This is a genomic window from Streptomyces sp. 35G-GA-8 (assembly GCF_023534745.1).
In the GTDB taxonomy this organism is placed as follows: Bacteria; Actinomycetota; Actinomycetes; order Streptomycetales; family Streptomycetaceae; genus Streptomyces.
Genome location: NZ_JAMHJQ010000002.1, coordinates 19,726 through 32,692, shown reverse-complemented (window position 1 = coordinate 32,692; position 12,967 = coordinate 19,726). Strand labels below are relative to the sequence as shown.

Sequence of the window (12,967 nt, the reverse complement as noted above, 5' to 3'; positions counted from 1 at the left end):
GACGACGAGAATCCGTACGAGAAGGCCGTACGAGAAGCAGAAACGTACGAGAAGCCGTACGAGAAAGAGTGAGCACGTGTCCGCAGTCTCTTCGCGTCTTCCCGTCTTTCCCTGGGACAAGCTGGAGCCCTTCAAGGCCACGGCGGCGGCCCATCCGGACGGGATCGTGGACCTGTCCGTCGGGACCCCCGTCGACCCCGTGCCGGCGCTGATCCAGCGGGCCCTGATCGAGGCCGCCGACTCTCCCGGGTATCCGACGGTGTGGGGGACGGCCGCGCTGCGGGACGCGCTGACCGGATGGGTGGAGCGGCGCCTCGGCGCGCGCGGTGTGACGCACGGGCATGTGCTGCCGGTGGTCGGCTCCAAGGAGCTGGTGGCCTGGCTGCCGACACAGCTCGGCCTCGGCGCGGGTGACCGCGTCGCCTTCCCGCGGCTCGCGTACCCGACGTACGAGGTGGGCGCGCGGCTCTGCGGCGCCGAGCCCGTCCCGTACGACGACCCCACGCGGCTCGACCCCGCCGGGCTGAAGCTCCTCTGGCTCAACTCGCCGTCGAACCCGACCGGGGCCGTTCTGGCGCCCGACGAGCTGACCCGGATCGTCGCCTGGGCGCGCGAGCACGGCGTGCTGCTGTTCAGCGACGAGTGCTATCTGGAGCTGGGCTGGGAGGCCGATCCCGTATCGGTGCTGCACCCGGACGTCTGCGGCGGTTCGTACGACGGGATCGTCGCCGTCCACTCGCTCTCCAAGCGCTCCAACCTGGCCGGTTACCGCGCGGCCTTCCTGGCGGGCGACAAGGCCGTCCTGGGCGAGCTGCTGAAGATCCGCAAGCACGGCGGGATGATGACCCCCGCGCCGGTGCAGGCGGCGACGGTCGCGGCGCTCGGCGACGACACGCACGTACGGGAACAGCGGGCGCGGTACGCGGCCCGCCGCGCCGCGCTGCGCACCGCCCTGGAGACGCACGGCTTCCGTGTCGACCACAGCGAGGCGAGCCTCTATCTGTGGTCGACGCGCGACGAGCCGTGCTGGGACACCGTGGCGCACCTCGCGGAGCTGGGCATCCTGGTCGCGCCCGGAGACTTCTACGGCCCTGCCGGGGACCGGCACGTACGGGTGGCGCTGACGGCCACCGACGAGCGCGTCGAGGCGGCGGTCAAGCGCCTCGGGTGAGACCGCCCGTACCGCGCACGACGGACACGCGAGGGGGCCCGGGAAGCGACTGCTTCCCGGGCCCCCTCGTCATGCCGCGACGCGCGCGTGCGGGTGTCAGCCGAGCGGCAGCGACACCGGCAGCTTGCCGGTCGGCAGACCGCCACCGAGCGCGCCGGTCGGCGCGGCGCCCTGGGTGGCGGTCGAGGCGGCGTCGCCCAGGAGCTGCCCGGCGCTGCCCGCGGTGTCACCCGCGGCCTTCTGCGCGGCGGGCGCCGCCGTCTTGCCGACCTTGCCGACGGCCTTGCCCGCGGCCGGGACGCCCTGCTTGACGGCCTCGCCGCCGACGCCGCCCACCACGCCGGTCGCCTTCTGGGCGCCGGTGTCGACGGCGTTGCCCACGGCGGCGCCGTCCAGCGCGCTCACCGCACCCAGGTCGGTGGCCTGCGGGAGGGCGGCCGCGTTCGCCGCGCCGGCCGCGCCGATCACCGGAGCCGCGCCCGCGGCGACGAGCAGGGCGGCACGGGCGATCCGACGGGTCAGGGGGAGGGACATGATGCTCCTTTGAAGGGAGAGAAACAGTGCTTGTCCGTCGATCGGACGTAGTGACAACCCCTCAAAGGGCGGCGGAGGTTGCGGCGGGCGAGGGTAAAGAGTTGGTAATGCGTCGCATTATCGGCTGCGGATAAAAACGGGCAAAAGATCCCGTGGCGAGGGGCTTGCTGAATCGTTCCATCCCTTTGTTCCCAAGGGGAACGACGGATCATGGGCGCGCGGGACAATCATCGGAAGAACGACGGTGCGGAGCGGCGCGGACTCGCCCGTTCGGGTGACGGCGCCGTACTACTGCGCAGTGCGGATTCGAACTTCCGTCAGGCCCGAATCCGCGCCTGCATCGGCGCCCGACTCCGCGCCCGAATCCGCGCCGGCTCGCGTGCTCGCGTCCGAGGAGGCGGTCCGCTTCCAGCCCCTGTTCGCCGTGTGCGCGTTCTTCGCGCTCCACACCCGGCCGGCATAGCGGACCTCGTCGATCCGCAGGGCGGTGGACTGGGCCACGGCCCAGTGCGCCAGCTCCCAGCCGCGCAGCGCCGGGGAGCCGCCGTTCGCCGATCCGCCGGTCGTGGCCGGTACCGGCACGGTCACCTCGGCGGCCGTGCCCGAGGCCCCCGCCCGGCCTGCGACGTCGGTGCCGGGCAGCACCGCGTCCCCGAAGTCCCGTACCAGCGCGGCCCGTACCCTCGCCGGGTCCCCCGGCTCGGTGCCGCTCGGCGCCGTACAGGTCAGCGTGGCGGCGGACCGGCCGGTGAGGGCCGCGGCCAGCAGTGTGGCGTCCGGCTCGTGCTTCGCGTACGCCTGCGGGAAGCCGCTGCGCTGCACCCGCTGGGCCGCCTCGGTCAGCGGCAGCCGTGAGTAGCCGGGGACCTTGACGAGATGGTCGTAGAACTGGCCCGCCGAATAGACCGGGTCCTGGATCTGCGCCTCGGTGCCCCACCCCGTCGAGGGCCGCTGCTGGAACAGTCCGAGCGAGTCGCGGTCGCCGTGGTTCAGATTGCGCAGCGCGGACTCCTGGAGGGCGGTGGCCAGCGCGATCGTGACCGCGCGCTCGGGCAGCCCCCGGGTGGTGCCCACCGCCGAGATCGTCGCGGCGTTCTCGGCCTGCTCCGGGGTCATCTCGTACGTGGATCCCTCGCCGCCCGACCCGTCCGTGGCGCGCACGAGACAGCGCGGCGGGCCGCCGGCGGCGCTCATGTAGTGGACCACCACATACCCGGCCAGGGCCAGCAGCACGACGAGGGCGGCCCCGATACGCCTGAGGCGGCCGCGACGGAGGGGAGAGGCGGTCTCGGACACGAGGCCACCGTACTGGAGAGCGGGACGCCGGGCAGCGCCGACGTCCACGCCCCGCTCCCGGCCGGACGACGCGGCTTCGCCCCTCCTCGTCCAGTGCCGCGACCGGCATTGTCGGGAGGGGCGCTAGGGTCAAAACCATGTCTGAGAACGTGCTCGACCTCACTCTTGACGCCCCGGCGCTCACCGCACGCCTGGTCGATTTCCCGTCGGTCAGCGGCGAGGAGAAGCCACTCGCCGACGCGATCGAAGAGGCGCTGCGGACGCTGCCCCATCTCACCGTCGACCGCCACGGCAACAATGTGGTGGCCAGGACCCGGCTGGGGCGCGCCGAGCGGGTCGTCCTCGCGGGACATATCGACACCGTCCCGATCGCCGACAACGTTCCGTCCCGGCTGGATGACGACGGGGTGCTGTGGGGATGCGGTACGAGCGACATGAAGTCGGGCGTCGCCGTACAGCTGCGCATCGCGGCGACCGTTCCCGAGCCCAACCGCGACCTCACCTTCATCTTCTACGACAACGAGGAGGTCGCCGCACATCTCAACGGTCTCGGACATATGGCCGAGGCCCATCCCGACTGGCTGGAGGGCGACTTCGCGGTCCTGCTGGAGCCCTCCGACGGCGAGGTCGAGGGCGGCTGTCAGGGCACACTCCGGGTCTTCCTCCATATGACGGGCGAGCGCGCACACTCCGCGCGGAGCTGGATGGGGTCCAACGCCATTCACGCCGCCGCGCCGGTCCTGGCCCGGCTCGCCGCGTACGAGCCGCGCAGGCCGGTCATCGACGGCCTGGAGTACCGCGAGGGCCTCAACGCCGTACGGATCGAGGGCGGCGTCGCGGACAACGTCATCCCGGACGCCTGCACGGTCGTCGTGAACTACCGCTACGCGCCGGACCTCGGTGAGGAGGAGGCTCTCGCGCATGTCCACGAGATCTTCGCGGACTGCGGGGTGACGGAGTTCACCGTGGACGACCACTCCGGGGCCGCCCTGCCGGGCCTCTCGCATCCCGCCGCGGCCGCCTTCATGGCCGCCGTCGGCGGAACGGCACGGCCCAAGTTCGGCTGGACGGATGTATCGCGCTTCGGCGCGCTCGGGGTGCCGGCGGTCAATTACGGCCCCGGGAACCCGCTGCTCGCCCACAAGCGCGACGAGCGGGTGGCGGTCGAGCGGATCACCCACTGCGAGAACCGTCTCCGCGACTGGCTCACCGGCTGAAGCCCACTCGGTCCTGGCGGAGCGCTCACCGAGTCGGCGCTCACTGAGTGAGGGCCTGATCGACTGCCGGAATTTCGTCGTTTGTCACGTGCGTGGACCTACCCTTGCCCAGAACAAACGCACAGCAGCGGAGGGAGCAGCTCATGGGCATGCCTGACGGAGAGCGCAAGCCGGAGGAACAGCGGCTCGGACCGGTGATCCGTCGCCGGGGGCAGGTGCAGGCGGGCACGACCGATCAGCGGCTGCTGGACACCGAGGGCGACTCGGAGTGGGTGCACACCGATCCCTGGCGGGTGATGCGCATCCAGTCGGAGTTCGTGGAGGGCTTCGGCGCCCTCGCCGAACTGCCCAGTGCCATCAGCGTCTTCGGCTCCGCGCGCACCCCGGCGGGCTCCGCCGAGTACGAGGCGGGCATCCGGATCGGCGGCGCGCTGGTCGACGCCGGATTCGCGGTGATCACCGGCGGCGGTCCCGGCGCCATGGAGGCGGCGAACCGGGGCGCGCGCGAGGCCCAGGGCGTCTCCGTCGGACTCGGCATCGAGCTGCCCTTCGAGCAGGGGCTCAACCCCCATGTCGACATCGGCGTGAACTTCCGCTACTTCTTCGTCCGCAAGACGATGTTCGTCAAGTACGCGCAGGGCTTCGTGGTCCTGCCGGGCGGCCTCGGCACGCTGGACGAGCTGTTCGAGGCGCTCACCCTGGTCCAGACCCGCAAGGTCACCCGCTTCCCGATCGTCCTGTTCGGCACGGCGTACTGGGGCGGGCTCGTCGACTGGCTGCGGGACACCGTCGTGGCCCAGGGCAAGGCGTCCGAGAAGGATCTGCTGCTCTTCCATGTCACGGACGACGTGGACGAGGCGGTCGCGCTCGTCACGAAGGAGACGCGCAACTGACCTGGGGCCGCCGACGGCTCAGGCCAGACCTCGGCGGGCGACCGCCGGGGGGCGGTGGCCCGCGATGGCCGCCACCATGTCGAGGACCTGCTTCGTCTCCGCGACCTCGTGGACGCGGTAGACCCGGGCCCCGAGCCACGCCGATACGGCGGTCGTCGCCAGCGTGCCGGTCAGCCGCTCCTTGACGGGTTTGTCGAGCGTCTCGCCGACGAAGTCCTTGTTGGAGAGCGAGACCAGCACCGGCCAGCCCGTCTCTGCCATCTCGCCCAGCCTGCGGGTCGCTTCGAGGGAGTGCCGGGTGTTCTTGCCGAAGTCATGGCCGGGGTCGATCATGATCCGGTCCCGGCGGACGCCCAGCTCCAGGGCGCGCTCGGCCAGCCCGAGCGTCACCCGCAGGATGTCCGCCATCACATCGTCGTACGCGATCCGGTGCGGCCGGGTCCTGGGCTCCGCCCCGCCCGCGTGCGTACAGACCAGCCCCACGTCGTACCGGGCCGCCACCTCGGCCAGCCGGGGGTCCACCCCGCCCCACGCGTCGTTGAGCAGATCCGCGCCCGCCTCGCAGACCGCCTCGCCGACGTCGTGCCGCCAGGTGTCGACGCTGATCACCACATCGGGGTGGCGGCGGCGCACCTCGGCGACGAAGCCGACCGTACGCCGGGCCTCCTCCTCGGCCGTGACCTCCTCGCCGGGGCCCGCCTTCACCCCGCCGATGTCGATGATGGCGGCTCCCTCGGACACCGCGCGCTCGACCCGGTCGAGGGCGGGCTGATCGCCGAAGGTCGCGCCCCGGTCGTAGAAGGAGTCGGGCGTCCGGTTGACGATCGCCATGATCACCGGCTCGCGCGCATCGAATTCCCGACGTCCAAGCCGCAGAGTCCCGCCGCTCATCCCCTGGTTCCTCCTTGTATTCGCCCGCCAGTGACCTTAGGTCCTCCCGCCGTCCGGGAGCGCGGACGGCCCCGGCTGTCAGTGGGGCATGGCACGATCGGGACCGGACGTTTTCCTGCCCGGGGAGAAGCTCGTGTTCTTGTTCTTGCTCATCGCGATGGTCGTGGTCGTCGCCGCGGTCACGCTCGCGGTCGTCGGCGGCGGCGACCGCCCGCTTCTGCCGGAGGCCGCTCCGGAAGGGCTGGTGGATCCCCTGCCGCTGACCCGCCCGGTCGGCCGCGCCGATGTCGAGGCGCTGCGACTGCCGGTCGGGGTGCGCGGCTACCGCATGGCGGAGGTGGACGAGGTGCTCGGCCGGCTCGGCGCGGAGCTGGCGGAGCGGGACGCGCGGATCGCGGAGCTGGAGTCGGCGCTGGCCGGGGTCCAGGCCACCGCCGTCTCCTCGCCCGACCTCTTCAAGAAGCCCGGAGGCCTCTTCGACAAGCCCGGAGATCTCTTCGGCGAGCCCGGAGAGGGCACCGACCGATGACCGGCGACGCGGTGACGGGCCCCGACGGGAAGCCGCGCTGCCCCTGGGGCATGTCGACGGAGGACTACGTCGCGTATCACGACTCCGAGTGGGGCCGCCCGGTCCATGGCGACGACGCCCTGTTCGAGCGGCTGAGTCTGGAGGCGTTCCAGTCCGGGCTGTCCTGGATCACGATCCTGCGCCGGCGCGAGGGCTTTCGCAGCGCCTTCGACTCGTTCAAGATCGCGTCGGTGGCGGAGTTCACCGACGCGGACAGGGAGCGGCTGCTCGTCGACCCGGGCATCATCCGCAACCGCGCCAAGATCGACGCCACGCTGGCCAACGCGCGCGTCCTCGCCGACTGGCCCGAGGGCGAGCTGGACACGCTGATCTGGTCGTACGCACCGGACGCGGCGAAGCGCCCGGCCCCCCTCACGAGCGCCGACGTACCGGCCGTCACCGACGAGTCCACGGCGCTCGCCAAGGCACTCAAGAAGGCCGGCATCCGCTTTGTCGGCCCCACGACCGCCTATGCACTGATGCAGGCATGCGGTCTGGTGAACGATCATCTGGCGGACTGCTTCGTACGGGACAGCGCCCCGCGCGCCGGTGCCGCCCCGCGCGCGGCTGCGACGCGGGGCTGACGAGGGGCCCGACGGTCTCGGTACGCGCCCTAGCGGCCCACGTACCGCGGCTTCTCCTTGGCCAGGAACGCGCGCACGGCGATGGTGTGGTCCTCCGAGGCGCCCGCCCGGGACTGGAGCTCGTCCTCCTTCTCCAGCGTCTCGGCCAGCGAGTGGGCCGCTCCGTACGCCAGGGACTCCTTGATCGCCGCGTAGGCGAGCGTCGGCCCCGAGGCCAGGGCGCGGGCCACGGCGGCGGACTCGGCCGCCAGCTCGGCGGCCGGCACCAGGCGGTGCACCAGCCCCCATTCCTGCGCCTCGGTGGCCGGCACCGAGCGCGGGAAGAGCAGCAGATCCGTCGCCCGGCTCCGGCCCACCAGCCGCGGCAGTGTCCACGAGACCCCGGAGTCCGCGGTCAGCGCGACCCCCGCGAAGGACGTGTTGAACGCGGCCGTGTCCGCCACGACCCGGTAGTCCGCCGCGAGGACGAACCCGAGGCCCGCGCCCGCCGCGACCCCGTTGACACCCGCCACCACCGGCTTGGGCATGTCCGTGATTGCCCGCAGGATCGGGTTGTAGTGCTCGCGGACGGTGCTCATCGTGTCGCCGGTGCCCGCGGCCCGGTCCGCTTCCAGCAGCGCGGTGTGCTCCTTGAGGTCCTGTCCGACGCAGAACGCCCGGTCGCCCGCGGCGGTCAGCAGCACACTGCGCACGTCCGGGTCGGCGGCGGAGGCCTCCAGCGCGTCCCGGAGCGCGACCTTGGCGGCGACGTTCATCGCGTTCATGGCCTCGGGCCGGTTGATCGTGATCGTTGCGAGTCCGTCGCGCACCTCGTACAGCACGGTGTCGGCCATGATCGGTCCCCTTCGCGGCTCGGGCAGTCCTGTCCGGCCCCAGCATGGCGGAGATCGCCGGCGGCGGGCATGTGACCTGCGTCTAAGAAAGTCGGGCCCCGGTGGAGCGCACGGCGGCGAAGTATCGCAGGCGGATCGCCGAATTGAGGGGTTTTGCGAGAGCGCGTTGCGCAAGCGATGCCGTCCGATGTTGGTCATCGGGTCCCGCCATGCGGGATAATGGGCTGGAAGCAATGTGTTCGATGCCGGTGACACAGCGCCTGTCATGGGGCCGCCGGCTGCGATGAGCTGGTTTCAGGAAGGGGAACGAGCATGGCGGCCATGAAGCCGCGAACGGGCGACGGCCCGCTCGAGGTGACCAAGGAGGGGCGGGGCATCGTCATGCGCGTTCCGCTCGAAGGCGGCGGTCGGCTTGTCGTCGAGCTGACTCCGGACGAGGCGGATGCGCTCGGCGACGCTCTGAAGAAGGTCGTCGGCTGAGCGGAGCGCTCACAGTCTCCGGGGTGCTCGGTCACCTCTGGACGGACAGGACTCTGCCCCGGCACGGATATGTCCGTGCCGGGGCAGAGTCCTGTCCGGTCCGAATTCCGGCGGCTCGTTCTGGCTTGTTCTTTATCCCGGACCTTGTTCTTTATCCCGTTCAGGCCCTAGCCGCGCCGCATCGCGCAGAGCAGGCCGTCGCCCACCGGCAGCAGCGTCGACTGGAGCTCCGGGCTCTCCCGTACGGTCCGCAGCAGCTCCCGCAGCCTCAGCACCTCCGCGGGCTGGGCCGCCGAGTCCACCGTCCTGCCGCCCGCGAAGACGCCCTCGAAACAGACCAGCCCGCCGGGGCGCAGCAGCCGCAACGATTCAGCGAGATAGTCGAGGCACTCCAGCCGGTCGCCGTCACAGAAGACGAGGTCATAACCGCCGTCCGCGAGCCGGGGCAGCACATCCAGGGCACCGCCGGGGATGAACCGCGCGCGGTTCCCCGCGAAGCCCGCGGCCCGGAAGGCCTGCCGGGCGAACTGCTGGCGCTCGGGCTCCGTGTCGACCGTGGTCAGGACGCCGTCCGGCCGCATGCCCTGGAGCAGATACGTACCCGAGACGCCGGTACCGGTGCCGATCTCGGCGACCGCCTTCGCGTCCAGAGTGGCAGCGAGCAGACGCAGCGCGGCGCCGGTGCCTGGTGACACCGAGCGGAGCCCTGTCTCGCGGGCCCGGTCCCGGGCCCAGAGCAGTGCCTCGTCCTCGGCGACAAAGGCGTCGGCGAACGCCCAGCTCGTCTGCCGGTTGGCGGTAATGACCCTCTCCTTGTCCCCGTTGGCGGCGCAACGGTGACTGTATCCGCTGCGCCCGGGAACCCGCAGATGGGACCGGGCGTTAAGAAGAAGCGGGGAACACCTGGATCAAGACCTGCGACCGGGCCTAATTTCACGTAAAGATTCTTATCCGGAGCTAACGGGCGGAGTGGCTATGGTAGGGGCTCCACTGGACACCACCAGAGCCGATAGGGGAGGTGCGGCTGAGCCTGTGGATCGGGGAGGAGTGCTGACGCGCTTTCTCAGGTCGGCCGGCAAGCCGAAATCCGTGACCAACATCGCTGACCGTTCTCGCTCCACCGACTCCGCAGTTACCGCGACCTTCGCATCGGATGCGGAATCGCAGGCGTGGACGCCTCCCAGCTGGGAGGAGATCGTCAGCACGCACAGCGGACGTGTCTACCGCCTCGCCTACCGCCTCACGGGCAATCAGCACGACGCCGAGGACCTGACCCAAGAGGTCTTCGTCCGGGTCTTCCGCTCGCTGTCGACCTACACCCCCGGCACCTTCGAGGGCTGGCTGCACCGCATCACCACCAACCTCTTCCTCGACATGGTCCGGCGCAAGCAGCGGATCCGGTTCGACGCGCTCGGTGACGACGCGGCGGAGCGGCTGCCCAGCCGTGAGCCGTCGCCGCAGCAGGTCTTCCACGACACGCACTTCGACGCGGACGTCCAGCAGGCGCTGGACACCCTCGCGCCCGAATTCCGTGCCGCCGTGGTGCTCTGCGACATCGAGGGGCTTTCGTACGAGGAGATCGCGGCCACGCTCGGTGTCAAGCTCGGCACCGTACGCAGCCGGATCCATCGCGGGCGTTCGCATCTGCGCAAGGCTCTCCAGCACCGTTCCCCCGAGGCCAGGGCCGAGCAGCGGGCCTTCGTGAGTGTGGCCGGGGAGGGCGGAGCGGCGTGAGTGGCACCAGCCCCACCCCCGCCGAGCAGCACTTGGGGGACAGACTCGCCGCCTTGGTGGACGGAGAACTGGACCATGACGCGCGTGAACGCGTGCTGGCCCATCTCGCCACCTGCGCCAAGTGCAAGGCGGAGGCCGATGCCCAGCGCCGGCTGAAGAGTGTGTTCGCCCAGTCCGCTCCGCCGCCGCCCTCCGCCGGGCTGCTCGCCAGACTCCAGGGACTGCCGGGCGGCCTGCCCGGCTCCGGGGGCGGTGATGACGACAACGGAAAAGGGCTCTTCGACGGGGGGCGCTTTGGTGAGGGCGTTTTCGGCGTCCGCGCCGATGGCTTCGGTTATGTCCCGGCGGGCGCGCACGCCGCGGTACTGCCCAGCGGCTCCGGCTTCCGCATCCATGAGGTCGGACGCCAGGAGGCCGAGCGGTCGCCCTGGCGCGGCAAGCGGTTCGCCTTCGCCGCCGCCAGCGCGGTGTCGTTCGCCGCGATGGCCCTCGGCGGGACGATGCCGCTCGGCACGGCCGCCGATGCCCTGCCCCGGGGCGCGGGCAACAATGTGACACCCATGCGGGCCCCCGGCACCGCGGGCCCCGCCGCTGTCGGCGGTGAGTCCTCCCGGCGTCAGAGCGGCGGCGGAGCGCTGTCGCGGTCCGCGGAACGCCCGACCCCCGCGGCCCCTCCCGGCGTGTTCCAGACGCAGACGCTCTCCGAGCGGCCCTACTCGCCGGGCGCCCTGGTCGGTCCGGCCGCGGCGCTGCTGATCCAGCCCACCGGCTCGGCCCTCCAGATCGACGAGGCGTCCGGGATCAGCCCCACGGCCACGCCCAACCCGACCCAGATGGCCGCGCCGACACTGCCCGGCGCACCGCTTTCCGCCCGACGCTGAGCGGCCCCCTGCGCGAAAATCCGTAAACCTGATTGAATCCTTGGCAGGGGTGCCCGTCACGGGCGTGGAACAGCAGTTGCGGGGAGAGCATGGACGACGGGAAGCCGACCGGACCCAAGGCGAAGTGGTGGAGCCGTCCCTCCGCGGAGGGCGCGATACCGCAGGGGCCCGGGGTATCGCCGGCGCGGAGTGACGAGGTGACGGCGCAGCATCCCCCCGTCGCTGACGAACCATCGGAGATGGCCGCCCCGGCCCCCGTGCCCGCCGACTCGACACCCGCGCCCGCCGATGTGGCTCCCGTGCCCGCTGACATGGTTCCCGTGCCCGCCGATGCGCCTCCGGCGCCCGTTGACGCGGCTCCGGTGCCGCAGGGGCGTCCGCAGCCGCTGCACGAGCCCGACGCCTACAGCACACCGCCCTACGGCGGCCCCGGCCCCTGGGCGCTCGCTCCGCCCGTACAGCGCCCCACCCCGGCCCATGGCACACCGATGCCGCCGCCCGCACACCAGGCGCCGCCGGGGGGTCTGATTCCGCACCAGCCGCACGCGCAGCCGCACCAGGCGCATCAGCCGCCGCATCACCAGCCGGGACATCAGCCCCCGCCGATGTCCCAGCCCCTGCCCCCGCCGTCCCAGGCACAGGGCCAGGCACACCCCCACGCCCAGACGCCCGGCCTGCCCGAGACGTCGCAGTGGCTGCGGTACGACCCCTGGAACCCGCCGGGGCCCCAGCCCCTGACCCAGTACGGCGAGCCGCGCAAGCGGCGCGGCCGGCGGGCCGGGCTCGTCGCCGCCGGGGCGCTGGCCCTCGCCGCCTGTGTTCTCGGCGGCGCGGTCGGCGCGTACATCGAACGCAACGGCGGCTTCACCGACGTCGAACTCCCGCAGGCCGACGCGGAGGCCGGCGGCCGGGCCCCCGACAGCGTCGCGGGCATCGCCGCCAGCGCGCTCCCGAGCGTCGTCACCCTGCATGTCAGCGGCAGCGGCGAGCAGGGCACCGGCACGGGCTTCGTCCTCGACCGGCAGGGCCACATCCTGACGAACAACCATGTCGTCGATCCGGCCGGCTCCTCCGGCGAGATATCGGTCACGTTCAGCGGTGGCCAGACCGCCAGGGCGGAACTCATCGGCAAGGACACCGGCTACGACCTCGCCGTCGTCAAGGTCACCGGCGTCTCCGGGCTCAAGCCGCTCCCGCTGGGCAACTCCGACAGCGTCCAGGTCGGCGATCCGGTCGTGGCCATCGGCGCCCCCTTCGATCTGTCCAACACCGTGACCTCCGGGATCATCAGCGCCAAGCAGCGCCCCATCACCGCGGGCGGTGAGAAGGGCGACGGCAGCGACATCAGCTATGTGGACGCGCTCCAGACGGACGCCCCGATCAACCCCGGCAACTCCGGAGGCCCGCTGGTGGACACCCGGGCCCGGGTCATCGGCATCAACAGCGCGATCCGCGCCGCGGACAGCGGCACCGGCCTCACCGGCGGCCAGTCGGGCTCCATAGGTCTCGGCTTCGCGATACCGATCAACCAGGGCAAGCGCGTCGCCGAGGAGCTGATCAACACCGGGAAGGCCACGCACCCCGTGATCGGCGTCAGCCTCGACATGGAGTACGCGGGCGACGGCGCCCGGGTCGGTGACGAGGGCGCCGACGGCGGTCCCGCGGTGACCTCGGGCGGCCCGGGAGCCAAGGCCGGAATCAAGCCGGGGGACGTCATCACGGAAGTGAACGGCCGGCGCGTGCACAGCGGCGAGGAGCTGATCATCAAGATCCGCGCCCACCGCCCGGGCGACCAGCTGGAGCTGACACTGACCCGCGGAGGTAAAGAGCGGACCATGAAGTTGACTCTCGGCTCCGCGGACGGCACCTGACGGCCACCAGAAGG

At 71.8% G+C, this 12,967-nt stretch carries 13 protein-coding genes and 1 pseudogene; 9 read left to right on the top strand and 5 right to left on the bottom strand.

Annotated features, from left to right (window positions below; translation table 11 throughout):
• Positions 1-76: 76 nt before the first annotated feature.
• On the top strand, positions 77-1,171 hold the full coding sequence (locus M1203_RS03295; protein ID WP_249947959.1) for a bifunctional succinyldiaminopimelate transaminase/glutamate-prephenate aminotransferase: 1,095 nt from the start codon (positions 77-79) through the stop codon (positions 1,169-1,171).
• A 96-nt stretch (positions 1,172-1,267) separates the two neighbouring features.
• On the opposite strand, the gene M1203_RS03290 is transcribed toward M1203_RS03295, so the two are convergent.
• Positions 1,268-1,705, bottom strand: a complete 438-nt coding sequence (locus M1203_RS03290) for an ATP-binding protein (RefSeq protein WP_249947958.1) — start codon at positions 1,703-1,705, stop codon at positions 1,268-1,270.
• Positions 1,706-1,993: 288 nt separating this feature from the next.
• Positions 1,994-3,001, bottom strand: coding sequence for a hypothetical protein (locus M1203_RS03285; RefSeq protein WP_249947957.1), 1,008 nt, complete (start codon positions 2,999-3,001; stop codon positions 1,994-1,996).
• A 137-nt stretch (positions 3,002-3,138) separates the two neighbouring features.
• On the opposite strand from M1203_RS03285, the gene dapE reads away from it, so the two are divergent.
• Both dapE and M1203_RS03275 read left to right on the top strand, forming a co-directional pair.
• A complete protein-coding gene (gene dapE, locus M1203_RS03280; RefSeq protein WP_249947956.1) occupies positions 3,139-4,218 on the top strand; it encodes a succinyl-diaminopimelate desuccinylase in 1,080 nt (359 codons plus the stop codon).
• Between the two features lie 143 nt (positions 4,219-4,361).
• A complete protein-coding gene (locus M1203_RS03275; RefSeq protein WP_249947955.1) occupies positions 4,362-5,111 on the top strand; it encodes a TIGR00730 family Rossman fold protein in 750 nt (249 codons plus the stop codon).
• An 18-nt stretch (positions 5,112-5,129) separates the two neighbouring features.
• Here the strand turns inward: M1203_RS03275 and folP are convergent, their stop codons facing one another.
• The gene (gene folP / locus M1203_RS03270) at positions 5,130-6,002 is read right to left on the bottom strand and encodes a dihydropteroate synthase (protein WP_249947954.1); all 873 of its coding nucleotides are present in this window, start codon (positions 6,000-6,002) and stop codon (positions 5,130-5,132) included.
• A gap of 133 nt (positions 6,003-6,135) precedes the next feature.
• Here folP and M1203_RS03265 point away from each other — a divergent pair, with 133 nt between their 5' ends.
• Together M1203_RS03265 and M1203_RS03260 are read left to right on the top strand one after the other, a co-directional pair.
• A complete protein-coding gene (locus M1203_RS03265; RefSeq protein ID WP_249947953.1) occupies positions 6,136-6,531 on the top strand; it encodes a DivIVA domain-containing protein in 396 nt (131 codons plus the stop codon).
• Entirely contained in the window at positions 6,528-7,154 is a 627-nt protein-coding gene (locus tag M1203_RS03260; RefSeq protein ID WP_283958165.1) for a DNA-3-methyladenine glycosylase I, read from the top strand. Before M1203_RS03265 ends, M1203_RS03260 begins: the two co-directional genes overlap by 4 nt.
• Positions 7,155-7,183: 29 nt before the next feature.
• Here the strand turns inward: M1203_RS03260 and M1203_RS03255 are convergent, their stop codons facing one another.
• Positions 7,184-7,987, bottom strand: coding sequence for an enoyl-CoA hydratase/isomerase family protein (locus M1203_RS03255; RefSeq protein ID WP_249947952.1), 804 nt, complete (start codon positions 7,985-7,987; stop codon positions 7,184-7,186).
• Positions 7,988-8,299: 312 nt separating this feature from the next.
• Between M1203_RS03255 and M1203_RS03250 the strand changes: the two genes are divergently transcribed.
• On the top strand, positions 8,300-8,467 hold the full coding sequence (locus M1203_RS03250) for a DUF3117 domain-containing protein (RefSeq protein WP_003966491.1): 168 nt from the start codon (positions 8,300-8,302) through the stop codon (positions 8,465-8,467).
• A gap of 167 nt (positions 8,468-8,634) precedes the next feature.
• On the opposite strand, the pseudogene M1203_RS03245 reads toward M1203_RS03250, so the two are convergent.
• Positions 8,635-9,301, bottom strand: a pseudogene (locus M1203_RS03245) (O-methyltransferase).
• Positions 9,302-9,442: 141 nt separating this feature from the next.
• Between M1203_RS03245 and sigE the strand changes: the two are divergent.
• From sigE to M1203_RS03230, 3 genes are all read left to right on the top strand, one after another.
• The gene (sigE, locus tag M1203_RS03240) at positions 9,443-10,201 is read left to right on the top strand and encodes an RNA polymerase sigma factor SigE (protein ID WP_249947951.1); all 759 of its coding nucleotides are present in this window, start codon (positions 9,443-9,445) and stop codon (positions 10,199-10,201) included.
• Positions 10,198-11,082, top strand: coding sequence for a zf-HC2 domain-containing protein (locus M1203_RS03235; RefSeq protein ID WP_249947950.1), 885 nt, complete (start codon positions 10,198-10,200; stop codon positions 11,080-11,082). The genes sigE and M1203_RS03235 overlap by 4 nt, the downstream gene beginning before the upstream one ends.
• 89 nt (positions 11,083-11,171) lie before the next feature.
• Entirely contained in the window at positions 11,172-12,953 is a 1,782-nt protein-coding gene (locus tag M1203_RS03230; protein ID WP_249947949.1) for a trypsin-like peptidase domain-containing protein, read from the top strand.
• The last annotated feature ends 14 nt before the right edge of the window (positions 12,954-12,967 follow it).